The sequence below is a fragment of the Spirosoma flavus genome (assembly GCF_054778555.1).
Window position 1 is genome coordinate 111,421 of record NZ_BAAGZL010000004.1, and the last position, 26,307, is coordinate 137,727.

A 26,307-nucleotide genomic window follows, 5' to 3' on the forward strand; every position below is an offset into this window, starting at 1 on the left:
ACTACGTTGCAACGTAGCGTTTTACAATTCTTTAATGGCAATATTGCGAAATCGGTGAGCAGCATCGGGTTTCCAGGAGCCTGACATTTCGAACGCTTCGGCTGCTTTGGAATAGACCGCCGACCAATGCGCCTGTAAGCCAATCATTCCCGACGTAGCACCCGCAATAAAATCGTTAACGGGTTCCGTTACGTCCCACATCAACTCATCGTTGACCCACAGGCGAATGCGTGGAATATCGCCTTCCATGCGAATGCGAAACGCGTTCCAATCGCCGGCTTTCCAGACCTTAGCGATGTTTGTGGCTTTCGCGCCCTTACTTACGTTCATGCGCTCGCCAAGCAAGTCGCCAAGGCTGCCGGGAGTGGCCAGTTCAACCTGATATGCCATTCCGCTTTCGGTAGATCGCAGGAAAATGCCGCCGTTACAAAATGAATCAATTTTGGCTTCGAGGTACAGTTCGAAATTGCCGTATTTCTTATCGGTTAGTAAAACACCACCCTGGCCATACGGACGCTGTTTTAACGTAATGACGCCTTTTTCTACGTAAAAATTACCCGTCGTTCCCTGGTGCGACGTCCGGCTAGTGTGCCAGCCTTTCAGATCTTTACCATTAAAAATCGGCGTAAAACCTGCCGGAAATTTTCCAGTCTGAGCGATGGAAAGATTGGCAATAAAGGTTAGCAGGAGAAGAATACGTAGTGACTGAATAAACATTTTTTTAAGTATCAATTGACTCCTTTTATCAATCACTTCGCTTCCATAACTATCCGAAAACCAACGTCCCAGCCATTACCCGGGCCGGCGGCATGAGCCATATACGTAGCGTTTTTAACATCGCCCACAAACGAAGCACCTTTCAGTACGTGCTGTCTGCCCGAACGGGGAGGAGTGGGGTCGGCGAAAAGTTTCTCGTTGTAAAAATCCTGTACCCATTCCCAAACGTTGCCTAACGTATCGTAAAGCCCCCAGGCGTTCGGTGTTTTCTGGCCAACTTTGGCGGTTGTGGTCGAGCCCATCTGTGCCGACGCCCAAATAGCTTTCCAGGAAATATCGTCGTCAGCACCGGCGCGGGCGGCATATTCCCATTCAAATTCGGTGGGTAATCGGTAATGGTGGGTTTTATCCAGCGCGTTCAGTTTGGCCAGAAATTTCTGCGTATCCTGCCACGTAACCTGTTCTACTGGGTGCAGGTCGGCTTCATCTTTCACCTTGTCGCCCTGGAACGTAGCGGGGTTTGCTCCCATTACTTTTTTCCATTGGTCTTGCGTTACTTCAAATTTGCCGATGTAGTAAGGTCGGGTAATAGTCACCGTAAAGCCAGACGTAGCATCCTGCCTGACCAGCTTTTCGGCCAATTCATAGTCTTTTGAACTCCACTGAACTCCAGATTTTTTAGACGCTACGTCCTCTTTGTGTGGTTTAGGATAGGGGGGCTGAAAACGACCTACTATCATGCTACCGGGTTTGATAAGCACAAAATCCATCCCAATCGAATTCCTATACGTAGTGGCCTGCGCGTAAGTGTTTGCTACGTATAGGGCAAGTGAGCAGGCCAGCAAGTATTTTTTGAGCGATGAATTCATAACGTCAAGTTGCTACGTATCAGCGAGGTTTGTTCCAATTAGTACGTTCGGCGCGGCCCAGCTTGAAAATCTCCAGTTCCTGCTGCGTCATCCCGCCCGGCATAACCGGCGTACTGGCCCGTACTTCAGCCACTTCCTGCGACGTAACAACCGACGATTTGTTGCCCAGTTCGCTGCTGTTCCGGATGTAGCTCAATACCGACGCAATCCATTTATCATCGTTGCTACCCATAGCTGGCATTAAATCGGGGTACGTTTTGCCATCAATGGGGCCTTTCATACCATTCAGCAGTAGCTGAATCACCAGCGTTTTGTCGCCCCGAACCCGTGGCGAACCGACTAGCGGTGGCGCGGGCATTTGAGTATTGCCAGCTACTTTAACGCCTTTCCCGTCGGGGCCGTGACACGTAGCACACAACTGTTTGAAAATCGTGGCGCCATGTGTAACCAGTGCGCGGTCGGCGGGGCTCAGGTTTCGGGTACGTTCGCGTTCGGCGGCCAGCATCTTCTGCGACTCAGTGAATGTAGTAAACGAAAACTGCATCAGTTCGTTTTTGGGATTGTTCGCCAACAGCGTTTGTACCAGTTCAGCTGTTCGAGGGGTTTTGTTGCTACGTAGCGATAACGCCAACTGAATACGTACATCTGGACTTGGGTCATTCATCAACGTAGCGAGCTTCTCAATAACCTCTGAATCGTTTTTCTTCAGATAAATTTCACTGATCCAGATGGCGGATTTGCGAACTTCAGCGTCCTTGTCAGTGAAAGCTTTGAAAAGCGTCGGTTTGTCGATAGCGTCCATGCCTTCCAGCGTCCAGAGCGCGTGGATACGTGCCAACGGGCTGAGCGCTTTTGCTAGAGATGCTTTTTCGCCAGCCGCAATTTGTTTTAACGTAGCAATAACAGACTGATCGTTACGTACCACGAGCAGCAATTGTGCATTATCTCGCCACCAGCCGTTGGGATGATCGAGATACGTAACGAGCTGGCCGCTGGACTCGTTGAGCAGATTTGGCTTTTTGTTGTCGCGTTTGAAATCGTCGTGAACAACGCGGTAGATACGTCCCATGCCCCGGTTTTGATACAAGCCTTTCTGCTGAATGACTTTACCCAGATAAGAGCCCGGCTTCGTCCATTCGCTCTCCTGAATGATGCCGTGGTACATATCGACGATGTAAAAACAACCATCTGGCCCCGTATACGTATTAATGGGTCGGAAATTCATATCGGCCGATGCCAGCCAGTCCTTTTGCTTATACGCATCTTCGACGAAAATTTTCCCATCGCGGTTAATCACTTTTCCGCGTTTGATGATACGTCCGACGGGTTCGGGGATGAAGTAATCACCCTGCATATCAGCCGGTAACCGGTCGCCCCGGAAGATGGATTGCCCACAGCCCGACGTATATTTTTTTAACGTATTGTCTTCCGGCCGTAAATCTTCGCGACCTCCCTGCGCATCGACGTTGCCAATAATTGGCCAGGGTTGAGCAAATTCAGGAGGATACTGATCGGCGAAGTTCAACGCTCCATACTTCGGATTTTGCTGAATCTGTACGGCGGGAAGTCCCGGCCCCGCTTCGGAATAAAACAGACGACCGTAGTTATCGGTAGTCATGCCCCATTGGCCAATCATGTTATCGACCAACGTATCGGCGATCAACTTTCCATTTTTGTACTTATAACGCAGGTTGTCGCGAGTCGGGTAAATCCAGTTGTCCAGATTCCAGATCATGCCACCGTTCTGGTGTTCCAGATTGCGCGAGTCGATGACATCGTTCTGAAACGCGATTTTCTTTTCGTCGGCTTTTCCATCGCCGTTGGTATCGCGGTAACTCCAGATGTGCTGGATGTTGGTAACCGTCACCAGCAATTGATCGCCGACGGGCAAAATGGTACGTGGCAGAATCAGGCTATCAATAAAAACAGTCGATTTGTCCATTTTGCCATCGCCGTCGGTATCCTCCAGCCGTTTGATTCGACTGGTCGGCGCGTATTCGCCCGTAGCGTTGGCGTCTTTCATGTACGTATTCATCTCCGCTACGTACAAGCGACCATTTCCGTCCCAGGCCATGGCCACGGGTTCCTGCACCATTGGTTCGCTGGCCACCAGTTCGACGTGATATCCAGGGGGCAATTGGATTTTTGCGATACTTGCCTCCGGCGATAGGGGTTCTATTGGTGGATTCGTATCCAGAACAACCCTAGTGAAATCCTTCTCCGTGACGCTTTTAGCCGTTTTGCTGCAACTGGCTGCGAGAGTAATAAGCGAAAAAAAATAGATGGAGAACAGGGTGATTTTCATATCGTAACGCGGACTTGTAGTCCGCATAGTTTAACCTGCGGACACAATGTCCGCGTTACAGTACCGCTACGTTACTAGTTCTGCTGATTCGACCACTCCGGCGGCTCTTGTTCAATGGCATGCCGAACGCGGGCCACGAGGTCTTCAACACTATCTTCGGGGCTGTAGGCCATGGGTTTTTTGAATTGGACGGTCAGCAGCGTGTTTCGTTTCTTAAAACGTAGCCCTTTTTTGTCGAACGCCCGCCGGAAGCCGTTGATCACGACCGGTACTACAATCGGTTCATTATTTTTAATTAGGTAACCCGTTCCTTTACGGATCGGAGCATAAGGCGTTGTGGTTCCCTGCGGAAAACTGACCACCCAGCCGTGCGCCAACGCTTTGGTAATCTTATCGTTGGCCGACGTATCAACACTGCGCTGCACTTCACGACCTTCGGCTCGCCACGAACGCTCGATGGTTAATGCACCACCAGCGGCAAAAACGCGGGGCACAAACCCTTTTTTCATGGTTTCGGAAGCAGCAACGTAGTATTGCCGGGCACGGGGACCGAATAGATACACAGGCGGTACGATCGTATTCTGAAACCCCCATTTAACTGCGCAAAAAATCTGAAAGAACGCAATTACATCTGCAAAATACGTCTGGTGATTCGACAGAAACAGTACGTTGTTGATGGGCAGATTTTCCAGGTTTTCAGTACCCTCAATCTGAATTCGATTCACTACGGTGTAACGTGCATACGTCAACCAGCCCACAATGCAAATCAGTATTCGTCTGACTAACAACGAACTACCAAAGGGATCACACTCAAATAGGCCCAATACGTCCAACGGCATCAGAAACTTAGGAAGGTAGCTGAATTTAGTTGGCTTTATATATTTCATCGTCCAGGTTAAGTCGTAGGTAGAGGGTAAAGTTAAATGTACGCTGCAATGTTTTCAAGAAAAAATACAAGTGTCTGATTTCTAAACGCTATTCAATGGCGATGTCTGGTTTTGATACGTCGATCAAAATAAAACGTAAAAATTTATTCAGGGCCATTAATCCTTTTCAACGTAGCACTCTCTAACCATCGTAATCAGTTAACAAAACAACTTTTTCGCCTATCGCCGACGGTTTACACAATCTAGTTCAGGTTTAATTTTTACCATCATTTTTTTCCCTTCAAAACCATGAAACGAATTGTGCTTGCCGCTGTCATTGCTTTAGCTGGCCTGTTTTCTACTCAAACTTCCTACGCTCAGGTGCAAATTGGCGTCCGGGGTGGTGCCAACTGGGGCTTTGCATCCAAACCTGATTTTTTAGGCAGCCTAACTCCCGATTTTCACGCAACCGTTGGCCCAACAGGTGCTCTTTTTCTGGAAGTTCCTTTAAGTGACTACGTATCGTTCCGGCCAGAAATTGCTTATATCCAAAAAGGAGTTGCCATTAAAGAAGGGTTCGATCTCAATTTGGGCGGATTTAATTTACCGCTAGGGGCCACAATCGCTTATCAGTCGCAAAATCTGGAAGCTCCTCTGCTGCTGAAAATCAATATGAGCGATGGTCCCGTCCAGCCTTACCTGATAGCTGGTCCGGCGGTTAGCTATGCACTTGATGGTCGGATTCGTACCCGCGCGTCGGCTCTATTTACCACTAAACCGTATGATATCGACGTGAATTACGGCGGAATGATGAATCGCTGGGATGTTAGCGCGGTTGGCGGCTTAGGGTTAGCGGTAAACGCCGGCCCGGGGAAATTCTTCGTCGAAGGTCGTTACACACACGGTTTCACGCGTCAGATTCAGGTTCCGGTAGTAAACGTAAATGTGCGCAACCGGGGCGTCGCTCTCTCGCTAGGATACTCATTTGCAATTGGTTATTAATACTTATATCCAATCCCCCCATTCCTGTTCCATTTTAATTTTTAGTGAATCAACCTGAATTAGTAAAGGCGGGGCTATTTAGCCTCGCCTTTCTTGTTAGAAAGAAATATGATTAAAATCAGGTAAATTTCAGCGGATTGCATAGAATTGCCAGATAAAATTGTGTTAATTTTACTGTCCGTTTTTCACCGACTTGTTCTGAAGACACCTCATCTATGACAAAAGTGACTGATTTTGTCCGTTCGAATGTTTCTGAGCCGCACCGGATACGTACCCGGCAGATTCTCAAAGCACACCCCGAAATCAAACAATTGATTGGTCAGAAGAACCCGACGACGTTTTGGGTAATTCTCGGCTGCGTATCCATGATGGTGGGCATGTCCTGGCTTGTCCGCGATCAGTCGTGGTGGATTGTGGTAGGAGCTGCCTGGCTTATTGGTGCTTTCCCGGCCCACACGCTGTTCGTTTGTATTCACGAAGCGGCCCACAATCTGATTTTTCGCAAACCTACGGCCAATGCATGGGCGGCCATTTTTGCGAACCTGCCCACGGTATTGCCAACAGCGCTTTCGTTCAAGAATTTTCACATCAAACACCACGCGTTTCAGGGTGTTCATGAGTTAGATGCCGATTTGCCGGACTGGTATGAAGCTAAACTCATTAACAATTACTCCATTGGTAAGGCGCTCTGGCTGCTGTTCTTCCCCATTTTTCAGGCGATACGTACGCTACGTATGCACGAGCTTGCGGTTATTGACAAATGGGTGGCGGCTAACATCATCGTTCAGTTCGCGTTCGATGCGTTGATCGTTACGTTATTTGGCTGGAAGGCCCTGGCGTTTTTGCTGCTTTGCCTGTTTTTCTCGGTTGGTTTTCACCCACTGGGCGCCCGCTGGATTCAGGAGCACTACCTGACGCTCGATCCTGAGCAGGAAACATACAGCTATTATGGCCAACTGAACGGCGTGAACCTGAACGTAGGCTTCCATAACGAACACCACGATTTCCCGTCTATTCCCTGGAATAAGTTACCACAGATCAAGAGTTCGGCGCCGGAATATTATGATACGTTGAAGTACCATACTTCGTACGTCAAGTTATTCTTCCGCTTCCTGTTCGATCAGGAAATATCGCTGTACTCGCGTATTGTGCGTAAAGAGCGCGGTCGCGTAACGGTTGCCGATCAATCGAAACCGGATTTAGAGCTTGTGCAATCGCAGGCAATTAAGCCAGAGCCAGTTGCCTAAGCAACGTAATAGTTCGCCAAAAAAGCCCGCCAAATTCTGGCGGGCTTTTTTGATGGTTAAAAATTTAATTCACTACGTATACTGATAGGCCCACCATATTAAGACACCTTGTAAAGGAAGCCGTAACCAACGTAACCAGGCCGGAAACTTTCGGAACCGGCTTGAGGTAGCCATATAAACGTTGGCTGGAAAAACGGCTACCAGCAGCAAAATGAGTCCCCAGGCCGAAATCGAGCGCGTCTGCGGAAACAACAACCCGATCCCCAAAACTACCTCTGCTACACCACTCAACTGCACCATGAGCGAGTGAGCCGGAATGTAGGGCGGCATAATACTCAAATACATTCTGGGGTTAACAAAATGATTAGTACCAGCAGCAACGTAAAGCAGGGCTTGAATATACAGACTGAGTTTATGCATGATTTATGAAAACAAGCCCAATGTCTTAATACGTCATTTATTTGACGAATAAGTAGAAGACTCACACCAAATATGCATTAATAACTCAGATTTGATACGTATTGATTTTGCCGCTTACTCCACAAGGTGTCCAACAAAACCCGACGTATTATCCAGAATAAGCCCACCCCGCCGGAAACCAAGCCCGCAGGCTTCGCCCGCGTAGAAAACGCCCGCCTGATAGCTATGCCCGACGGTGTCCTGCGGAAAATCAACGTACTGCTGGTAAATTTTTGGGTACGTATCATACTCTCCCACAGTGGCCTGACGCTCAGAACCATCCGTGTTTAAAATGCGAGTATTAGCTCCTTCACGCCCAAATATCACCTTCTCAACGCAAGGTTTACCCGGTAAGGGTTTCACGGCTGTTTCCAGAAGCAAGGGATGATACGGATACAGCTCCCACAACACTTTCAGAATGTATTTCGACTGGAAAAGCAATGTATAAGCCGGATTCAGGATAACTGCTAATCGCTTCCGCACAATTTCGGTCAGAATCTGTAATAGTTCGGGTTCTTCTTCAGCAATCGATTCCCAGGGCACCAGCTTAAACCAGAAATCGAGTTTTTCGAACTGCCCGTTTTTAGGGTTTTGCCAGAAAATTCCTTCATCGGCCGAAAACTCTACGTTATCAATAAATTCAAACTCCGTCTCGAACCCAGCTTCACTGGCTGCTTCTCCCAGAAGTGCTACGTTGGCATCGTCTTCGGGGCAATCGCGCACGGCCGATAAGAGCAGCGTCGGTTGCAGATCCGGGTTGAGCGCGAGAAGTTCTTCAAACTGGCTCGTCAGCGTTTCGAACACGGCGTTGAACTGATGGCTTTCATCCAGGCTGTTGGCCTTCAAATGGGCGTATTGCACCACGGCCGTCTCCGGCAAACACGTAGCGGTATCGGCGTTAAATTCAATCAGTTTGATGGACGATTGCCCACCTATGCCACCTGCCAAATCGAAGCGACCATAAAGATGAATATGCCGGTCATCATCCCACGATAGTTTGATAAGATCGATAAGATTGGCAGGAATGCCCAGTTCAGTAAACCGATTGTTGTCGATAATGTGCTGACCAGCAGTTACGTACATATCGAATAATTCATTGGCTGCTTCGGCATAGTCATCTGCTTCAGACGGAGTGACCCGTACTACTTCGTTAGCCAGATAAGGAAGCGTGTCCTGACCGAGCATCCAGTCCCAACCCAGATTTCGAAGCTGGGTGTTGGGGGGCGTTGTAAGCGGTTTCAGGGAAATCATACGTTAAAAATTTATTAGGGATGAATAAAGATTCCTGCGAAAACAGACCGTAATTCGCAAACCGCAAATTTCGTCATTCCTATGGCCCGGACGTATCTATTTTTGTTTTTTCTACTACTTATTGTGACAGTCGGTCCAGTATATGGACAACCGGTCAGTCAAAAAGTAACTGTTCCCGTTATCTTCGATACCGATATGGGCCCCGATTACGACGATGTTGGTGCTATTACGTTGCTTCATGCATTTGCGGATAATGGGGAAGCCCGGATTTTAGCGACGATTGCCAGTACCAACTATCCGAAAGTAACGCAGGTGCTAAGCGTGCTCAATACGTATTTCAAACGGCCTGACCTGCCCATCGGCGTTCCGAAAGGAAATGCTGTCAACGATAAAGACACGCAGCACTGGTCTGATACCATCACCGCCCGCTATCCTCACGCGATACGTTCGAACGACGACTTACCAGATGCTGTCGCCCTCTACCGACAGATTCTGGCCAAACAACCTGATCGAAGTGTAACCATCATCACGGTTGGTTTTCTCACTAATATGGCCAATCTGCTCAATTCAAAACCTGATCAATACTCTAAACTCTCTGGAAATGAATTAGTACGTCAGAAAGTGAAGCAACTGGTCAGCATGGCCGGTACGTTTCCAACGGGTCGTGAATACAACGTACACCGCGATACGCCAGCCTCAAAAACTGTCTTCGCCGATTGGCCGACGCCGGTTTTATTAAGCGGTTTTGAGATTGGAAAGCAAATTCATTCGGGGTTGCCGCTTGCCCAAAACAAAAGCATCCAGCACAGTCCGGTTAAAGACGTATTTACCATTTCATTACCAAAAGCCAAAGAGGACGCAGCAGGCCGGATGAGCTGGGATCAAACTGCCGTACTCGCGGGCGTTCGTGGTTATGAACCTTATTATAGCGTAAAATCAGGACGGCTGACCCTGAATGAAGATGGTTCCAACGGTTGGGATGACGCCGGGAAAGGCCACGAACATCTGGTCGTGAAAATGCCTCCATCCGAAGTTGAAACGCTCATTAATACGTTGATGCAGCATCAGCCGAGAAAGTAGAGCGGGTGGAACCTCACTCTACTTCCCCAAAAATATAGCTCAGAACGAAGCCTTTCAGCCCATAATTTTGTTCTATAGATACGATGACAGACGTAATAAAAGACGCGCTTCGAAAAGGCGCCATGTTTTGCGCGTATCAGGAGCGTACGCAGCAGGAAGTGCGCGACCGATTGAAAGAGTGGGGCATATGGGGCGATGATGCCGAGGAAGTAATTGCGTTGTTGATTGAGCAGAACTACCTAAATGAAGAGCGATTTGCCAAAACGTTTGCCGGAAGTAAGTTTCGGGTGAAAGGTTGGGGTAAGCGCAAAATTAAACAACACCTTCAGCAACGTGGCATCGCAGGCTACAACCTCGATCAGGCCATGAAAGAAATTGCATCCGACGATTATAAAAGCACATTAACGGATTTGTTAGACCGAAAGCGCCGGAGTATCCGTGACGATAATCCGCTAGTGGTGAAGCAAAAACTGGTACGTTATGCGCTCAGCAAAGGCTACGAATCAGACTTGATTTTTGCGGTACTCGGGGGCGAAGAATAACGAGTATTTCCAGAAGCGACCTTTTTACTCTATTTTGCGGACTCACCGTCTGTGCTGCTCATGCCCCATCTATTTCTGGATACCGAACGAATGGCCAATCTCAATAGTGGTCTGGGGCAACTTTGTCTGCATCTGGGCCGTGAATTGGTACGTCAGAAACCAGCCGGTTGGGACATTACGTTTCTGGTTAAGGAACATCAGGTTGATATGTTCGGCCCGACAGTTAATTACCGTGTGGCTACCCGTTGGGCTCGGCTGTGGCGCTGGTGGAAATACGATGTTTGGCATTGTCCTTACCAGGATACGCGCTTTTACCCGACACGGTCCACAAAATTCGTTTATACCATCCTCGATTTTAATTACCTGTCGCTCCCGCAGTATTCAGAACAACGTAAAGACCGCCGGAAGCGTCACTATCAGGTGATGGCCAACAAGGCGCAGGTGATTACCACGATCTCAAACTACGTAGCAAAGGACGTTCCGCAACGATTGAACGTAGCGCCTACTACGCCGATACGTACCATTTATTGCGGTGTCGATATTCCTGATAATAAACCGATTACCGAACCGGCAGTAGTGCCTGGCGGACCGTTTCTTTTTTTTATCGGGATGTTACAGTCGTACAAGAATGTACATACGATGCTCCCCATTCTGGCTGCCAATCCGAATCTCTGGCTAGTGCTGGCCGGTCCTGACAAGCCGGAATACAGTCAGCAGATTTGGGAACAGGCCCGCGAATTAGACGTTGCCGACCGACTGATGATGCCGGGGCCAATCGACGAATCGACAAAATGGTGGTTTTACGCCAACTGCGAAGCTTTTGTCTTTCCGTCGCTGATGGAAGGGTTCGGGATTCCGGTTGTGGAAGCAATGGCGTTTGGAAAACCCGTTTTCAGTTCGGCCCTGACCAGCCTGCCCGAAGTGGGTGGCTCCGAAGCCTTTTATTTTCCTTCCTTCGAGGCCGAGGCCGTTGTCGATACGTATCAAAAAGGTATGGATACGTATCGAAATGACCCCGCCATGCCGGAGCGATTGAAGGCACAAAGCGCAAAATTTCGCTGGGAAATCGCAGCCGCTACGTATTGGGAGTTATATCAAGGGTTGTTACGTAAATAGGCTCCGACAGCCTCTGGCTGTCGGAGTTGCGATAGCAACTAAGTCTGTAGCTACAAACTATCCGGCAACTCCAACAGCCAGAGGCTGTTGGGGCCTGTTTTACTTTCGCGTTGCCGTCAACGCGTAGCAAAATGAATTGATTGGTTCGTAATCCGTTACGTATCCCAATGATTGAACGTATTGATTAAAGTTTGCTACGTTGTTCTGCTTATCATCCAAATCATGAACTTCGACTATCATTCGATCAATTCTCTTTACCAGATCAGGCGATGTGTTGTAGATAATATCGTATTCGCTGCCTTCACAATCCAGTTTTAATAGATTGATTTTCTGAAGGTTATTTTCGTTGATAATGTCAGTCAGAGTAATGCAGGGAACCGTTATTTTCTCGGTGTTATTTTCGTGGAAATCCGAAAAAACCGATGCTACTACCTGATTCTTTCCGGCAGCTTCCATGAATAGTTCCAGTTTGTCGAGTGGCTTTCCGGTAACTGCTTTCTGAAAAAGCCGAACGCTCTGCATCATTCTTGGATTTTGCCCGACGGTTAGCCCAAAGGCTTCTACGTTGGCGGGTACTGGCTCGTAGGCGTAGATGGTTGCCTTGTCGATTTTCGATAGGAGTTGGATAGGAAAAAATCCGGCATTAGCGCCAATATCGAGCACAACGGGTGAAGCGGGTAAGTCACGGACCAACGTATCAATCTCGTACACATCGGCCATAAATATTTCCTTGAAAAGCTGATAGAGACTTTCGGGAACCTGAAATTTTATCTTTAAAGGTCGAGTCGTGAAAACAAGATCGCGTTTGTTGCGTTCGCCTTTATTAAATGCGTATTCTCCTGGATTGGCTATGTGTTTCCACAACCTGAAATACCGATTAATACCCGTTACGGCCATAAGACTATTTTTGAGGAAATGGCACAAGGTAAGAAGGTTAGCCGGAAAAATTACGTTTTATAGGCCAGCAAAACCAATTGGATACGTAGCAGGATCCTGTACGAATGCACACTATTTTGTTATACCGTAACGACGTTTAAGCTGAATTTTTATTCATTCAAATCGACCATAATCACTACGCTGATGAAAACATTTACGTATTGGCACCGGGCGGCAGTAGTCGCTGGTTTACTTATCATCTCGGCTTGTTCACGTAATCCTGTAACGGGTAAACGAGAAGTTATCCTGATGTCGAAAGAACAGGAAATTGCGCTTGGCCAGGAATCCCATCCGTCAGTGGTGGCAATAATGGGGCTTTATGAAGACAAAAAGCTTCAGGATTTTATCAATCAGAAAGGAAAAGCGATGGCACAAATTTCGCACCGGCCCGACTTACCGTATCAATTTTACATTGTCGATTCGCCGGTTGTCAATGCTTTTGCCGTACCGGGCGGCTACGTCTATTTTACGCGGGGCATTATGGCTCACTTCAACAACGAAGCCGAATTTGCCGGTGTGCTGGGTCACGAAATTGGTCATATCACCGCCCGTCACTCGGCTCGCCAGCAAACCAGTCAGCTATTCGGAACGGCCGGGCTGATTTTAGGCTCGGTCTTTCTGGACAAAACCGGCCAGTTTACGGAAGCCGCAGCCCAGGGTTTGCAACTGGCTATGCTCGGATACAGTCGCGCTCACGAGTCGGAATCGGATAAAATTGGGGTCGAATATTCCAGTAAAATCGGCTATGATGCGCACCAGATGGCTAATTTTTTCGGTACGATCAAACGGATTCAGGATAATTCCGGACAGGCCGTTCCGCAGTTTATGTCAACGCATCCGGACCCCGGCAACCGCTTCAACAAAGTGCATGAAATGGCGAAGGAATATCAGGCCCAAAACCCAGCTACGTACAAATCGGATCGGGAGTCTTACCTAAGAATGATTGACGGAATTATTTACGGAGAAGATCCAAAACAGGGCTTTGTTGAAAATAACGTCTTTTATCATCCAGAGCTGAAATTTCAGTTTCCAGTGCCGAGCGGCTGGCAGCATCAGAATTCGCCAGCGCAGTTTCAGATGGCCCCGAAAGATGGAAAATCTGCTATGATTCTGATGCCCGCAAAAGGAAATTCATTGGATGAGGCCGCCCAAAATCTGGTTAAAGAACTCAGCCTGAACGTACTGGAAAATAGCAAAACCACGATAAACGGCATTCCGGCTTTCGTACTGGTTTCTCAGCAAAAACAGCAGCAGCAACAGGGTCAGCCACAGCAAACTCCTGATCCAAAAACGACGTTACAAATCGGTACGTGGCTTATTCAGTACAATGGAGCGATTTATGCGCTTCACGGCCTATCGTCGGCCGCCGATTTTAACAATTCGTTCAATGCGTTTCGTCAGGTTGCTACCAATTTCCGGTCGCTTAACGACCCGGATAAACTCAATCGGAAACCAGAGCGCGTGGTCATTAAAACGGCTCCCCGCGATGGTACATTTCAGGAAATTATGACTGCTTTGGGTATGCCTGCCAAACGTGTCGAAGAGCTGGGTGTGTTGAATAGCCTGAAAGCTGCCGACCGCGTTACGCGAGGAAGTGCCATCAAAATTATTAGTCAGTAATGAAGTAACGCGGACATTCTGTCCGCACAGCTACTTGCGGACAGAATGTCCGCGTTACGTATGAGTACACTCGACGAACAGACAATCCAGCAATTTGAAACCATCATCGATGGCATTTTAGCCAGTGGATATGGCGTTGCCGACGATTTTTTGACCAATACCAACGTAGCAGCCCTCGCTGGTCAGTTGCACCAACGTAGAACGGCGGGGCAGTTTAAGGCAGCTGGAATTGGTAATCAGAACGTAACGGTTGAGACGGCGATACGTGGCGACGAAATTATGTGGCTCGATAAAGCCACTGCTACGTCCGCCGAAGCGGCTTTCCTGAACCGGATTGATACGTTTATAGAGTATGTAAACCGGACCTGTTACCTGGGCCTGCGCGAGTTTGAGTGCCACTACGCTCTTTACCCGCCTGGTACGTTCTACAAGCGCCATTTGGATCAGTTTCGTACCGACTCCCGCCGAAAACTATCGGTTATCTGCTACCTGAACACAGATTGGCAGGAGGCCGACGGCGGGCAGTTGGTACTCTATTTGCCAGCTAATGAAGAGCGTAGTGAACAACCGATAATCATAAATCCGACAGGCGGCCGACTGGTTTGTTTTGAAAGCGCCCGGCTCGAACACGAAGTTCTACCCGCCATCCGCGAACGGCTCAGCATAACGGGCTGGTTAAAAACTGCATAAAAGTCGTTTGGTTCCCCATTTCAGAATCGGGATATTTGCGCCGGAATTACGTTTTATCGGATGCCGCCTACCATGTCGTTTTCATTTCCTGCGTTGATTGCTACGTTGTTAAGTCTGCCCTTTGCGGGTTTTCTGACATCGGCAATCGCCGGACGACGACTGGCGGGTGGACTGGCCATTGGGTTAACCAGCGTCGGCTTGTTGCTCTCAACTTATCTGGCTTTATATCAACCGGTCAAAACCGAAATTGTACAGCTCAACTGGGCTGTGCTGTCGAACGTAGCGTTTGGGCTTAGTTTTCAGGTCGATACGCTCACGACGATGATGCTGGTGCTGGTGCATTTCATTGCGCTGCTGGTTCAGATTTATTCCCTCTCGTATCTGCACGACGAGCCGAAACTAAGTCGTTATTTCGCTTCGCTTCAACTGTTTATCGGAGCTATGCTTGGTATCGTACTGGCGGGTAATCTGCTGGTACTCTATATTTTCTGGGAATTAGTTGGTCTGGCGTCGTATCTGCTTATTGGTTTCTACGCCGAGCGATTATCCGCCAACCGGGCTGCGAAAAAAGCCTTTCTTATGAATCGGATTGGCGATGCGGGGTTTCTGCTTGGCATTTTTCTAACGTATTACCAGTTCGATACGCTTGAACTGGCTACGTTGGCCGCCAACGAGAACGGCGTCATGCCGCTTACCATACTCGGCGTTTGTCTGTTCATGGGATGCGTCGGAAAATCAGCACAATTTCCGCTGCTATCGTGGCTGCCCGACGCCATGGAAGGCCCCACGCCTGTATCGGCGCTGCTTCATGCCGCCACGATGGTGGCCGCTGGTATTTTCCTACTGGCACGTATCCACCCGCTTCTTTCGCCTGATGCGTTACTGATTGTTACGTTAGTCGGAACGATCACAACCCTTTGGGGCGGATATTCGGCTGTTTTTCAGACCGATATTAAAAAAGTACTTGCTTTCTCTACAGTTTCTCAACTGGGTTTGATGGTGGCGGGAATGGGAACGGGTAACGTAGCAGGGTCTTTATTTCATCTGCTGACGCACGCCTTTTTTAAAGCGGGGCTGTTTCTGGGTGCCGGAGCCGTTATTCATGCGGTTCACACGCAGGATATGCGCCAGATGGGAGGTCTTCGGAAAACGTTGCCTGTTACGTTTGTTGCCTATTCTATTTGTGCAGCAGCTCTCTCAGGACTTCCATTTTTCGCTGGTTTTTTGTCGAAAGAAGCGATTTTGGGAGGAGCTTTCCACTGGGCGCATGAACAACATAGCGAGTTACTAACAATCGTTCCCGTATTGCTGCTGTTTTCATCGGGACTGACCGCTTTCTACATGGTCAGACAAATAAAACTGGTTTTTTTCGGGCCGTACCGAAACAGATTAGTGCGATTGAAACAAACGCATGAACCGGACTGGCTTATGCGAGGGCCCATTGTGCTTTTAGCTGGCTTATCGATCTGGCTGTGGTTTTCCGTCGATCCATTTTCGGCGGATTCCAGTTGGGCATATACTCTTTTTCAGCCGGTAGCAGAAAGTCATCCTGGCTGGCTGGCCCCGGTTTCTATCGCGATTGTTCTGGTTGGTGGCTGGCTGGGGTTCCGGCTGCAGGAACCATCGCCTAACCAACGCTACGTTCGTCTTTCGGTTTACTACGGTTTTCTTGATACGTGGTATCAGTACTTTGTTATTATCCCTACCCAAAAACTAGCAACCCTCCTGAATCGGGCCGATCAGCGTGGTGTCGATAAGGTTGTGAACGGCGCTGGGGTGACAACAGTAGTATTGGCCCATCTTACGTATGGCGTTGATCGTCTGGGTGTTGATGGTCTGGTGAATGGATTGGCCTGGCTGGTTGGCCGGTTTGGCCGAGTAACGCGTTACGTGCAGAACGGACGCGTACAATCGTATATAACGGCTGCTGTAGTTGGGCTGTTGCTCATGCTCTGGTGGCTGCTGTAACGCGAGTGACGGCCAATTTTTTCGGATATAGTGTGGACTATCCACGTTACGTATGCTGCTTTCGTTACTTATTTTTCTGCCTATAACTGGCTCACTGCTGATTGCCCTGCTACCCGAACATCGGGCAGGCTGGTTCCGGTGGCTTGCGCTGGCTGTTACGTTTGCCGAAGTATTGCTGGCGGGTGCCGCCTATGCCTATTTCGATACTAGCCTGGCCGGAAATCAATTGCTGGAACAAGCCAACTGGATTACGTTGTCTTTAGGCCGACTGGGTGTGGCGTCTATTGATTATCTGGTCGCGGTGGATGGAATCAGCCTGCCGCTGATCGTCCTTTCGGCAGTGGTGATGTTTATCGGCGTGATTTCTTCCTGGAATATCGCGTATCGGCAAAAAGCTTACTACGCGCTGTATTTGTTGCTGACCGGTACGATTATGGGCTGTTTTGCCGCCCTCGATTTCTTTCTGTTCTTTCTGTTTTTCGAATTTATGCTGCTGCCGATGTATTTTCTCATCGGACTATGGGGTGGGCCACGGCGGGAATACGCATCCATTAAGTTTTTCCTTTATACGTTGCTGGGGTCACTGCTGATTTTGCTGGTGATGATTGGTTTGTATTTATCCGTTATGGACCCGGTGAGTACAGCCGTTGCGGCAGGATTGGCTCCTGATGCGAGCGCTGTAACCGACGATATCATCCGTACGATTCAGACGTATCTTCAGAATGGACGTATTGACCCCGCACAGATTGTTCACACGTTCGATATGCGCTATCTAAGCGATGGCGGAAACTACCTGCCCAATACGTTTCTAAATCCGGCGTCGCAGCCCATTCTGATGGGTTTACCCGTCCGATGGCTGGCGTTCTGGGCGGTGTTCATTGGGTTTGCCATAAAACTGCCGATGGTACCCGTGCATACCTGGCTGCCCGACGCCCACGTAGAGGCTCCTACGCCCGTTTCGGTCGTGCTGGCGGGCGTATTGCTTAAAATCGGAGGGTACGGCTTTTTGCGTATCGTTTGGCAATTTTTTCCGGATGGAGCGACCCACTACGCACCTGTCCTGGCTGGACTTGGTACGTTGTCAATTGTGTATGGCGGTCTCAATGCATTGGCGCAGGCCGATCTTAAAAAAATGATCGCTTATTCGTCCGTTTCGCACATGGGTTTCGTGCTGCTGGGTGTTGCGTCATTGACGGCGGAGGGTATCAACGGGGCTATTTATCAGATGGTTAGCCACGGTATTTTGTCGTCCATGCTTTTCCTGATTGCCGGCGTTGTATACGACCGCACCCACGACCGACGTATCGATTCGTATCGTGGCCTGATGAAACCCATGCCGCAGTATACTACATTGACAACGGTCGCCTTTTTTGGTTCGCTTGGTTTGCCGGGTTTCTCGGGTTTTGTGGGCGAATTATTTACGCTCATGGGTAGCTTCCAGTCGGTCTGGTTGCCGGGCTGGTTTACGGTCGTTTCCACAACGGGTATTTTGCTGGCGGCCGCCTATTTCCTCTGGACACTCCAGCGCATGTTTTTCGGGCCTTACTGGTCGCGCCATGATGGTAAAACGGTACTTACTGACCTAACATACCGCGAGAAACTGCTACTTATCCCTTTGGGTATTATGGCTCTGGTACTTGGCATTTTCCCAAACCTGGTGTTTAACGTAACGAGTGCTACGGTGGCCCAATGGCTGGTAAAATTTTCGGTGGAATAGTTTATAAGTCGCAAAATGCATGGGGTAATAACCTCAAAACTTGCTCTATTCTGCCAACATAAACGCGTTTAGTACAGTTGTTTTGGTGAGTACAACCCAACAACGTATGGAAACAGGCGCGTCGAAAGAGCAAACGATTGGTATTGGTATCATTGGCATGGGTGGTTTTGGCTTATTTGCTGCCCAACAATTTTTACAGGTTCCGCACACAAAATTAGTAGCCATTGCCGGCTCAAAACGGGAAGAAGCTATTACTGCCGCCAAACGCTTTGGTGCCGAACAGCTGGAAAGCCTCGAAGAGTTGGTCAATCACCCCGACGTTGACCTGATTTATATCGCAACGCCCCCGTTTTTGCATTATGAACAGGCCATGCTGGCGCTCAACGCCGGAAAACACGTCATCTGTGAAAAGCCGCTGGCGACAAATCCTGAGCATGGGCGTGAAATGATCGAGACGGCGCGGCAAAAGGGGTTGCTGATGGTGACCAACCTGATGCAACGCTACAATCCAATGTTTGCCCGAATCAAGCACCTGATCGACAAAAAATTGTTGGGCGATTTTCTGCACGGTTACTTTGAGAATTACGCTGGCGATGAAGGTCTCGGGCCGCAGCATTGGTTCTGGGATCGCAGCAAAAGCGGTGGTATTTTCATTGAACACGGCGTTCACTTTTTCGACATGTTTGCGGGTTGGCTGGGCGATGGAACGGTAAAAGCAGCTCAGGTCGTAAAACGTCCGGAAAGTAATGATATCGAAGATCAGGTTCAGGCGACGGTTGAATACGGCGATGACACTACGGGCCGAAAACTCGTCAATTTTTATCACGGATTCACGCAAACCGGGCGGATGGACCGTCAGGAAATGCGGCTTCTGTTCGAGCGGGGTGACGTAACACTTTTTGAATGGGTGCCGACCCGCATGGTGCTACGTTGTGCTGTTAATGAAGAAACGACGCGCGCATTGATGGATCTGTTTCCGGGTGCACAATTGAACGTAACGGCCAATATTGGCGGCAAAGATCGCCCGTTACGTGGTCGGCACAAGGAGTTTGACGCCTACCAACAGATTGAGCTTAAGTTTGGATTTGGCGAAGAGAAACAGCACATCTACAGCGAGATACTACGTCTCATGTTCCGCGATCAGGTGCAGGCTATTCACTTTCCGGGCACGCATCGGATTATCAACGAGCAAAACGGATTATCCTCGCTAGAAACGGCTACGACGGCTGATTCGATGGCCCGGTCCTGAATGACGTAGCACGCCAATAACTTTATAAAAAAATTTAAAAATCTTACCAACGTTTGGTAAATTATCTGACAGCGCGCTTATTTTTTTCCGACCTTTGCGGCTCTACCTTTTCCTCACGTAGCGCATGATATCGGAATCTCCTGCACTCGATGCTCCAGACGGACAATCGTTGAGTTTGACAACAACATCTGGTGGCCCCATTCAATCAGCCATCACGTACGAAAAAATTCCTACCCACATTTACGCCGACGCGAAAGACGCTTCCAGAGCTGTGGCGCAGGAAATTGCTGATCTGATTCGGCAAAAGCAGAGCGAAGGAAAACCCTGCGTATTGGGTTTGGCAACGGGCTCTTCGCCTAAAACGGTTTATGCCGAACTGATTCGGATGCACCGTGAAGAAGGGCTGAGTTTTCAAAACGTTGTTACGTTCAATCTGGACGAATACTACCCCATGGAACCCGACTCCATTCAGAGCTATTGGCGGTTCATGCGGGAACAATTATTCGACCATGTTGATATTCCGCAGGGCAATTACCACGTTCCCGACGGTACGTTACGTACCGATAAAGTGGCCGATTTCGCTAAACAGTATGAAGGCGAGATAGAAGCAGCAGGCGGACTGGATTTTCAACTGCTGGGTATCGGTGGAAACGGCCATATTGGTTTTAATGAGCCGGGTTCGCTCATCAACTCGCATACCCGCCTGATGATGCTCGATAATTCGACCCGTGCTGCGGCTTCGGGCGATTTTGGTGGACTGCCTAAAACACCTCGCAAGGCGATTACGATGGGTGTAGCGAGTATTTTGGGGGCTCGTCGCGTTGTGTTGCTGGCTTGGGGGGAACGTAAAGCGCCGGTCATTCGTGGTGCAGTAGAAGGCAACGTAACGGAAGCCAATCCGGCATCGTACCTGCAAACGCATCCGAATGCGTTGTTTGTGATTGATGAAGCGGCCGCTTCGGAACTCACCCGCATGAAAGCGCCGTGGCTGGTCGACTCGGTGGTTTGGGATAACAAGATGAAGAAAAAGGCCGTTACGTATCTTTCTCTCGCCCTTAGCAAACCCATTCTGAAGCTGACCGACCGCGATTACAACGACAACGGTATGAGCGACCTGCTGGCGCAATACGGGCAGGCCTACGACATCAACATCGATATTTTCAACCAGCTTCAGCACACTATTACGGGTTGGCCAGGCGGAAAACCCAACGCCGATGATACCAATCGACCGGAACGGGCGCTTCCGGCTCACAAACGATGCCTCATTTTCAGTCCCCACCCCGACGACGATATTATTTCGATGGGCGGTACGTTCCAGCGTCTGCGCGATCAGGGACACGAGGTACATATTGGTTATCAGACTTCCGGAAACATTGCCGTTGCTGATGACGAAGCACTACGTTTCGCCGACTACGTAGTGGATTTCAATACGAAATTTGGCATCAAAAGCCCCGAAGCGACCCGTATTTTTAAAGATGCAGCGGTGTTCCTGAGCGAGAAGAAAGACAGTGAAGTCGATTCGGCGGAAGTGCGTTACGTCAAGGGCCTCATCCGGATGGGCGAAGCCAAAGCGACTTGCCGTTTCGTAGGTATTCCGGTCGAGAACGCGCATTTTCTGAATATGCCTTTCTACGAAACCGGCACCGTAGCGAAAAAGCCCCTCGGTGAAGACGACATCAAGATTACGATGGCGCTGATTGAGGAAGTTAAGCCGCACCAGATTTACGCAGCTGGTGACCTCGCCGATCCCCACGGTACGCACAAGGTTTGTCTGGACGCTGTGCTGGAAGCCGTTCGCCGGTTAAAACATAAGAATTTCATGAAAGACTGCTGGGTATGGCTTTATCGTGGTGCCTGGGCCGAGTGGGATATTCACGAAATTGAAATGGCTGTACCAATGTCGCCTGATCAGGTGATGAAAAAACGGTTAGGTATTTTCAAACATCAGTCGCAGAAGGATGGCGTAGTGTATCAGGGCACCGACTCGCGGGAGTTCTGGCAGCGCGCCGAAGAACGTAACAGAGCCACGGCCGGCTTGTATAATCGTCTTGGCCTTGCCGAATACGAAGCCATGGAAGCTTTTGTCCGTTGGCGGTTTTAATTTTAAATTCAAAACGAAATAGCCCGCTACGTAGCGGGCTATTTCGTTTTGAGTCATTGACCAATTCTTAATTTACCAGTTCCGCCATACCTTAGCCGCCCGCTGTTTGTGTATATAATTTTCCGACTCTGTCCCGACAATGATCCTGGAAGTGTTACAGTATTCCGAATCGTTACGTAGTCTTTTAGGGTAGGGACCTTTCCGCACGACCAAACTGTTGAATCAAACCAATTACCATCTTTAGTGGTCTCTAAACTGTTGGCACCAGTAGAACAGAATTCACTCCAGGAAGGCAAATTGTAGTTGTTGTCAATAAGGACGGTTTTACCACATAGCGCAGTAAGTGATGAAGGAATACAACCAGAGAGCTGATTATAATCCAATATCAATTGATATAAATTAGGTAAGGTACCAAGAAATGCAGGAATCGAACCAGAGAGTTGATTACTTCCCAGATGTAACGTATTTATCTTATTTAAGCTTGCCAATGTGCCCGGAATTGCTCCCGTTAATTGATTGCTACTAAGATCAACATATTCAGCGTTAATTAAACTACCAAGGCTAGCCGGAATATCACCTGTAAATTGGTTACTGCTTAAATCGAAATTTGCTACATTAGTTAAGTTGCCGAGACTGGCCGGAATATTACCCGTAAGTCGGTTAATTCTCAAAGAGAACCAAGTTAAATTAGTTAAATTTCCTAACTCAGACGGAACCTGGCCTGTTAACTGATTACTTGAGAGATCAAGGTGTTGCAGATCAGTTAGTTGGCCTAAACTAACGGGAATTGTTCCCGTAAATCCACCTGCATCAGAATTAAAAAGCCGACCTCCACTCAGATATAAAAACTTTAATTTAGTCAGCACACTGATGCTGGCAGGTATATTTTCACTGAATTGATTATAGGATAAATTTAGATTTTCTAAATCATTAAGCTTAGTCACCTTATCCAAAACAGTACCTGTAAATCGGCAAAAGGTTAAGTCTAATTTCTGCAATTTACTGAGTGCCGTGAAGCTGCTGGGAATTGTGCCGGTATCAAAACCAGTGTTATAGGATATATTTAATTCCTTTAATTCATTTAGGTTTCCAATACTTGATGGAAGCGTACCCTGCAGATTATTGCCCCACGCATAATTTACATTGTGTGTCAATGAAATGCTTGTTACTCTGCTATTTGTGCAAGTTACGCCAAACCACCCGCTGCAAGGATCACAATTAGTGAGCCAGCCAGTTTTGGTATACCAGTTTGGCCCGCCCGTCGAGTAATAAAAATCAACTAAAGGTTGGTAATCCGGATGTATGCTACTACCGACTAAAACAGTATTGCTAGCTACGCACGTTCCGGCATCATTAGTCGCTGTTACGCTGTAAACGCCACTTACCGTTACAGTTACGAAACCTGATAAATTGACTTCATTAAAATCGTTGGGGCCTACAAATAAGTACGTAAGTGATTCATTACAAGTAGACATCGCATGCAACATAGAACTTAAGTTCTGGCAGGATAAGTCGTTACTGGAAGTCAGGGTTACTGAAGCTACCTGCGCCCGACTCGGTAAAGACGTAATTAGAATAGCGCAAAGGATGGCAAATTGGAGGGAAACGATACGCAGTTTGTTAGTAATTAAATAAATGTGTTTCATTTGGTGTTCTTAGAAGTGAATCATTAAGGAGTAGTCTACAATAATACTATCTAATCTTTAGATAAGATAAGTTTTAATATGATAATAAAACAAAATCCGGCGTTCTCTAGAATTAGAAAACGCCGGATTTTGATTATGCTGAACGTATTATCCGTTAACGTTATCGGAGGTCAGTTTCGCCCCTAGATACTCACGGTTTAACCGGGCAATGTGATCGAGTGAAATCGACTTTGGACATTCGACAGAGCACGCGCCGGTAAATGAGCAGGCTCCGAAACCTTCAGCGTCCATTTGGGCAACCATTCGTTCGGCGCGCTCTTTGTGTTCCGCCTTTCCTTGTGGCAGAATCGCCAGTTGCGATACTTTAGCCGCCACAAACAGCATAGCCGACGCATTTTTACAGGCCGCTACACAGGCACCGCATCCAATACAAGCCGCTGCATCCATCGCTTCGTCGGCAATGGTACGTGGAATCAGAATTTCGTTAGCATCGCGCGCCGAACCTGTATTCACCGATACGTAGCCACCCGATTGGATAATCCGGTCAAAAGCCAGTCGGTCAACCATTAGGTCTTTAATGACAGGGAAAGCCCGCGCCCGCCAAGGCTCTACCACAATGGTATCGCCATCGTTGAACGACCGCATGTGCAACTGGCACGTAGTAGCACCCGTTTGCGGGCCGTGCGGCCGACCATTAATGTACATCGAACAAGTACCGCAAATACCTTCCCGACAATCGTGGTCGAACGCAATCGGCTCTTCGCCTTTGCGGGTCAGCGAATCGTTTAATACGTCGAACATTTCCAGAAACGACATATCTTCTGATATGTTATCCAGTTGATATTCAACCAGCTTCCCTTCAGTATTACTATTTTTCTGTCTCCAGACTTTCAGTGTAATTTTCATAATTGTAGTCGTTAGTCGATCATCGTCAGTCAATAGTTCATCTGAAGACAGCTATCGACTGACGACTTGACTACTGTTATTTATAACTCCGCTGTGTCAGTTTTACGTTTTCGAAAACTAATGGTTCTTGATTGAGTATTTCGGGTTTTCCTTCTCCCTGATACTCCCAAGCTGCTACGTAGGCGTAGTTAGCGTCATCGCGCAGGGCTTCGCCGTCGGGCGTCTGGTATTCTTCGCGGAAGTGACCTCCACACGATTCGTTCCGGTTCAGCGCGTCGTCAACCATCAGTTCACCCAATTCAATGAAATCTGAAATGCGCGAAGCCTGTTCAAGGGCCTGATTCATTTCATCGGCACCGCCCAAAATTTTGGCATTGGTCCAGAACTCCTTACGTAGCGCCTGGATCTTTTCCTTAGCAATTTTTAAACCTTCTGCCGTCCGTGACATACCACAGTATTCCCACATGATATGGCCCAGTTCTTTATGCAAATCATCAACTGGTCGCTGCCCATTAATAGACATCAACTTTTTGATTTGCTCTTGAACTTTCTGCTCCGTTTCCTTAAAGGCAGGCGATTCTACGGGAATTTTATCGGCCGGACCGATGGTAGCGAGGTAATCGCCAACGGTGTATGGAATCACGAAGTAGCCATCAGCCAGCCCCTGCATCAGCGCCGAAGCACCAAGCCGGTTGGCGCCGTGGTCAGAGAAGTTTGCTTCGCCAAGGGCGTACAAACCAGGAATGGTCGTCATGAGATTGTAATCGACCCAAAGTCCACCCATCGTGTAGTGAACAGCCGGGTAAATCATCATGGGCACCTCATACGGGTTTTCGCCGGTGATTTTTTCGTACATCTCGAACAGGTTACCATATTTGGCTTCGATGGTTTTCTGACCGTCGCGTTTGATCGCATCGGCAAAGTCGAGATAAACAGCCAGACCTGTCTTACTAACGCCACGTCCTTCATCGCAAACGTATTTAGCGTTACGTGACGCTACGTCGCGCGGAACCAGGTTTCCGAACGATGGATACCGCCGTTCAAGGAAGTAATCGCGTTGATCCTCAGAAAGATCATTCGGGCTCATCTGCCCTTTCTGAATCTTTTCGGCATCCTCTTTGGTTTTGGGAGCCCATACCCGGCCATCGTTACGTAGTGATTCTGACATCAACGTCAGTTTCGACTGGTAGTGCCCCGATACCGGAATGCAGGTGGGGTGAATTTGCGTAAAGCAGGGATTGCCGAACAAAGCACCTTTTTTGTGCGCCCGCCAGGCAGCCGTTACGTTACATCCCATAGCGTTGGTCGACAGGTAAAATACGTTGCCGTAGCCACCCGTACAGAGCAAGACCGCGTGGGCCGAATGCGATTCGATTTTTCCGGTGATCAGGTTGCGGGTAACAATACCGCGGGCCTTACCACCCTCTACAACGAGGTCGAGCATTTCGGTACGTGTAAACAGCTTTACCTTACCGTTTGCTACCTGCCGGCTCAAGGCTGAATAAGCACCTAGCAGTAGTTGCTGCCCGGTTTGACCACGAGCGTAGAACGTACGCGATACCTGCGATCCACCAAATGAGCGGTTCGCCAGCAAGCCGCCGTACTCGCGGGCAAACGGAACGCCCTGCGCTACGCACTGGTCAATAATATTGACACTCACTTCGGCCAAACGGTGTACGTTGCCTTCGCGAGCGCGGTAATCGCCCCCTTTGATGGTATCATAGAACAGACGAAACACGCTGTCACCGTCATTCTGATAATTTTTGGCTGCATTAATACCCCCCTGAGCCGCAATGGAGTGCGCCCGGCGGGGACTATCCTGATAGCAGAATGCTTTTACATTATAACCAAGTTCGGCCAGCGATGCTGCTGCCGATGCACCCGCCAGCCCCGTACCCACCACAATAATATCGTACTTACGTTTATTGGCCGGGTTAACGAGTTTCAGCGAGAACTTATGCCGTGCCCATTTTTCGGCAAGAGGGCCTTCGGGGATTTTAGATTCCAGTTTCATGCTTTA

The 26,307-nt window shown here is 48.6% G+C and carries 21 protein-coding genes; 11 read left to right on the plus strand and 10 right to left on the minus strand.

Going from position 1 to position 26,307, the window contains the following annotated elements; all coding sequences use genetic code 11:
- Window positions 1-21 precede the first annotated feature (21 nt).
- The 4 genes from ACYVF1_RS21020 to ACYVF1_RS21035 are packed head-to-tail and all read right to left on the minus strand — an operon-like array spanning window position 22 to window position 4,778.
- Window positions 22-717 carry a 3-keto-disaccharide hydrolase gene (locus tag ACYVF1_RS21020; protein WP_461082515.1) on the minus strand — a complete coding sequence of 232 codons (696 nt, stop codon included), beginning with the start codon at window positions 715-717 and terminating at the stop codon, window positions 22-24.
- A 32-nt stretch (window positions 718-749) separates the two neighbouring features.
- A complete protein-coding gene (locus ACYVF1_RS21025) occupies window positions 750-1,586 on the minus strand; it encodes a formylglycine-generating enzyme family protein (RefSeq protein WP_461082517.1) in 837 nt (278 codons plus the stop codon).
- Between the two features lie 19 nt (window positions 1,587-1,605).
- Entirely contained in the window at window positions 1,606-3,918 is a 2,313-nt protein-coding gene (locus ACYVF1_RS21030) for a DUF7133 domain-containing protein (protein ID WP_461082519.1), read from the minus strand.
- A gap of 47 nt (window positions 3,919-3,965) precedes the next feature.
- On the minus strand, window positions 3,966-4,778 hold the full coding sequence (locus ACYVF1_RS21035; RefSeq protein WP_461082521.1) for a lysophospholipid acyltransferase family protein: 813 nt from the start codon (window positions 4,776-4,778) through the stop codon (window positions 3,966-3,968).
- Between the two features lie 288 nt (window positions 4,779-5,066).
- Here ACYVF1_RS21035 and ACYVF1_RS21040 point away from each other — a divergent pair, with 288 nt between their 5' ends.
- Together ACYVF1_RS21040 and ACYVF1_RS21045 are read left to right on the plus strand one after the other, a co-directional pair.
- Window positions 5,067-5,759: a porin family protein gene (locus ACYVF1_RS21040; RefSeq protein ID WP_461082523.1), complete on the plus strand. Its 693-nt coding sequence runs from the start codon at window positions 5,067-5,069 to the stop codon at window positions 5,757-5,759.
- A 215-nt stretch (window positions 5,760-5,974) separates the two neighbouring features.
- On the plus strand, window positions 5,975-7,006 hold the full coding sequence (locus tag ACYVF1_RS21045) for a fatty acid desaturase (RefSeq protein ID WP_461082525.1): 1,032 nt from the start codon (window positions 5,975-5,977) through the stop codon (window positions 7,004-7,006).
- Between the two features lie 72 nt (window positions 7,007-7,078).
- Here the strand turns inward: ACYVF1_RS21045 and ACYVF1_RS21050 are convergent, their stop codons facing one another.
- Window positions 7,079-7,426 (minus strand): DoxX family protein, encoded by a 348-nt coding sequence (locus ACYVF1_RS21050; protein ID WP_461082527.1) that lies wholly within the window; start codon window positions 7,424-7,426, stop codon window positions 7,079-7,081.
- A gap of 114 nt (window positions 7,427-7,540) precedes the next feature.
- Entirely contained in the window at window positions 7,541-8,716 is a 1,176-nt protein-coding gene (locus ACYVF1_RS21055) for a glutathionylspermidine synthase family protein (protein ID WP_461082529.1), read from the minus strand.
- 81 nt (window positions 8,717-8,797) lie between these two features.
- On the opposite strand from ACYVF1_RS21055, the gene ACYVF1_RS21060 reads away from it, so the two are divergent.
- From ACYVF1_RS21060 to ACYVF1_RS21070, 3 genes are all read left to right on the plus strand, one after another.
- Window positions 8,798-9,796 carry a nucleoside hydrolase gene (locus tag ACYVF1_RS21060; RefSeq protein WP_461082531.1) on the plus strand — a complete coding sequence of 333 codons (999 nt, stop codon included), beginning with the start codon at window positions 8,798-8,800 and terminating at the stop codon, window positions 9,794-9,796.
- Window positions 9,797-9,879: 83 nt separating this feature from the next.
- Window positions 9,880-10,338, plus strand: coding sequence for a regulatory protein RecX (locus ACYVF1_RS21065; RefSeq protein ID WP_461082533.1), 459 nt, complete (start codon window positions 9,880-9,882; stop codon window positions 10,336-10,338).
- Window positions 10,339-10,398: 60 nt separating this feature from the next.
- Window positions 10,399-11,454 carry a glycosyltransferase family 4 protein gene (locus tag ACYVF1_RS21070; RefSeq protein WP_461082535.1) on the plus strand — a complete coding sequence of 352 codons (1,056 nt, stop codon included), beginning with the start codon at window positions 10,399-10,401 and terminating at the stop codon, window positions 11,452-11,454.
- Between the two features lie 99 nt (window positions 11,455-11,553).
- On the opposite strand, the gene ACYVF1_RS21075 is transcribed toward ACYVF1_RS21070, so the two are convergent.
- Entirely contained in the window at window positions 11,554-12,378 is an 825-nt protein-coding gene (locus tag ACYVF1_RS21075; RefSeq protein WP_461082537.1) for an FkbM family methyltransferase, read from the minus strand.
- A gap of 156 nt (window positions 12,379-12,534) precedes the next feature.
- Here ACYVF1_RS21075 and ACYVF1_RS21080 point away from each other — a divergent pair, with 156 nt between their 5' ends.
- From ACYVF1_RS21080 to nagB, 6 genes are all read left to right on the plus strand, one after another.
- Window positions 12,535-14,010 carry a M48 family metalloprotease gene (locus ACYVF1_RS21080; protein ID WP_461082539.1) on the plus strand — a complete coding sequence of 492 codons (1,476 nt, stop codon included), beginning with the start codon at window positions 12,535-12,537 and terminating at the stop codon, window positions 14,008-14,010.
- A 45-nt stretch (window positions 14,011-14,055) separates the two neighbouring features.
- Window positions 14,056-14,700, plus strand: coding sequence for a 2OG-Fe(II) oxygenase (locus ACYVF1_RS21085; RefSeq protein ID WP_461082541.1), 645 nt, complete (start codon window positions 14,056-14,058; stop codon window positions 14,698-14,700).
- Window positions 14,701-14,772: 72 nt separating this feature from the next.
- Window positions 14,773-16,668, plus strand: coding sequence for an NADH-quinone oxidoreductase subunit 5 family protein (locus ACYVF1_RS21090; RefSeq protein WP_461082543.1), 1,896 nt, complete (start codon window positions 14,773-14,775; stop codon window positions 16,666-16,668).
- Window positions 16,669-16,720: 52 nt separating this feature from the next.
- Window positions 16,721-18,385 (plus strand): complex I subunit 4 family protein, encoded by a 1,665-nt coding sequence (locus ACYVF1_RS21095; protein WP_461082545.1) that lies wholly within the window; start codon window positions 16,721-16,723, stop codon window positions 18,383-18,385.
- 106 nt (window positions 18,386-18,491) lie between these two features.
- The gene (locus ACYVF1_RS21100; protein ID WP_461082547.1) at window positions 18,492-19,634 is read left to right on the plus strand and encodes a Gfo/Idh/MocA family protein; all 1,143 of its coding nucleotides are present in this window, start codon (window positions 18,492-18,494) and stop codon (window positions 19,632-19,634) included.
- A 124-nt stretch (window positions 19,635-19,758) separates the two neighbouring features.
- On the plus strand, window positions 19,759-21,735 hold the full coding sequence (gene nagB, locus ACYVF1_RS21105; protein WP_461082550.1) for a glucosamine-6-phosphate deaminase: 1,977 nt from the start codon (window positions 19,759-19,761) through the stop codon (window positions 21,733-21,735).
- Between the two features lie 53 nt (window positions 21,736-21,788).
- Here nagB and ACYVF1_RS21110 read toward each other — a convergent pair whose 3' ends face one another.
- From ACYVF1_RS21110 to ACYVF1_RS21120, 3 genes are all read right to left on the minus strand, one after another.
- Window positions 21,789-23,381 carry a leucine-rich repeat domain-containing protein gene (locus ACYVF1_RS21110; RefSeq protein ID WP_461082552.1) on the minus strand — a complete coding sequence of 531 codons (1,593 nt, stop codon included), beginning with the start codon at window positions 23,379-23,381 and terminating at the stop codon, window positions 21,789-21,791.
- A 147-nt stretch (window positions 23,382-23,528) separates the two neighbouring features.
- Entirely contained in the window at window positions 23,529-24,287 is a 759-nt protein-coding gene (locus ACYVF1_RS21115) for a succinate dehydrogenase/fumarate reductase iron-sulfur subunit (protein WP_461082554.1), read from the minus strand.
- Window positions 24,288-24,363: 76 nt separating this feature from the next.
- Window positions 24,364-26,301, minus strand: a complete 1,938-nt coding sequence (locus tag ACYVF1_RS21120) for a fumarate reductase/succinate dehydrogenase flavoprotein subunit (RefSeq protein ID WP_461082556.1) — start codon at window positions 26,299-26,301, stop codon at window positions 24,364-24,366.
- Window positions 26,302-26,307 lie beyond the last annotated feature (6 nt).

Excerpts from the sequence above, each read along its gene's own strand:
- ACYVF1_RS21110 (WP_461082552.1), bottom strand. The coding sequence starts at position 23,381 with ATGAAACACATTTATTTAATTACTAACAAACTGCGTATCGTTTCCCTC.
- ACYVF1_RS21065 (WP_461082533.1), top strand. The coding sequence starts at position 9,880 with ATGACAGACGTAATAAAAGACGCGCTTCGAAAAGGCGCCATGTTTTGC.
- ACYVF1_RS21045 (WP_461082525.1), top strand. The coding sequence starts at position 5,975 with ATGACAAAAGTGACTGATTTTGTCCGTTCGAATGTTTCTGAGCCGCAC.
- ACYVF1_RS21100 (WP_461082547.1), top strand. The coding sequence starts at position 18,492 with ATGGAAACAGGCGCGTCGAAAGAGCAAACGATTGGTATTGGTATCATT.
- ACYVF1_RS21055 (WP_461082529.1), bottom strand. The coding sequence starts at position 8,716 with ATGATTTCCCTGAAACCGCTTACAACGCCCCCCAACACCCAGCTTCGA.
- nagB (WP_461082550.1), top strand. The coding sequence starts at position 19,759 with ATGATATCGGAATCTCCTGCACTCGATGCTCCAGACGGACAATCGTTG.
- ACYVF1_RS21035 (WP_461082521.1), bottom strand. The coding sequence starts at position 4,778 with ATGAAATATATAAAGCCAACTAAATTCAGCTACCTTCCTAAGTTTCTG.
- ACYVF1_RS21050 (WP_461082527.1), bottom strand. The coding sequence starts at position 7,426 with ATGCATAAACTCAGTCTGTATATTCAAGCCCTGCTTTACGTTGCTGCT.
- ACYVF1_RS21090 (WP_461082543.1), top strand. The coding sequence starts at position 14,773 with ATGTCGTTTTCATTTCCTGCGTTGATTGCTACGTTGTTAAGTCTGCCC.
- ACYVF1_RS21030 (WP_461082519.1), bottom strand. The coding sequence starts at position 3,918 with ATGCGGACTACAAGTCCGCGTTACGATATGAAAATCACCCTGTTCTCC.
- ACYVF1_RS21095 (WP_461082545.1), top strand. The coding sequence starts at position 16,721 with ATGCTGCTTTCGTTACTTATTTTTCTGCCTATAACTGGCTCACTGCTG.
- ACYVF1_RS21020 (WP_461082515.1), bottom strand. The coding sequence starts at position 717 with ATGTTTATTCAGTCACTACGTATTCTTCTCCTGCTAACCTTTATTGCC.
- ACYVF1_RS21120 (WP_461082556.1), bottom strand. The coding sequence starts at position 26,301 with ATGAAACTGGAATCTAAAATCCCCGAAGGCCCTCTTGCCGAAAAATGG.
- ACYVF1_RS21070 (WP_461082535.1), top strand. The coding sequence starts at position 10,399 with ATGCCCCATCTATTTCTGGATACCGAACGAATGGCCAATCTCAATAGT.
- ACYVF1_RS21080 (WP_461082539.1), top strand. The coding sequence starts at position 12,535 with ATGAAAACATTTACGTATTGGCACCGGGCGGCAGTAGTCGCTGGTTTA.
- ACYVF1_RS21060 (WP_461082531.1), top strand. The coding sequence starts at position 8,798 with ATGGCCCGGACGTATCTATTTTTGTTTTTTCTACTACTTATTGTGACA.
- ACYVF1_RS21115 (WP_461082554.1), bottom strand. The coding sequence starts at position 24,287 with ATGAAAATTACACTGAAAGTCTGGAGACAGAAAAATAGTAATACTGAA.
- ACYVF1_RS21040 (WP_461082523.1), top strand. The coding sequence starts at position 5,067 with ATGAAACGAATTGTGCTTGCCGCTGTCATTGCTTTAGCTGGCCTGTTT.
- ACYVF1_RS21085 (WP_461082541.1), top strand. The coding sequence starts at position 14,056 with ATGTCCGCGTTACGTATGAGTACACTCGACGAACAGACAATCCAGCAA.
- ACYVF1_RS21025 (WP_461082517.1), bottom strand. The coding sequence starts at position 1,586 with ATGAATTCATCGCTCAAAAAATACTTGCTGGCCTGCTCACTTGCCCTA.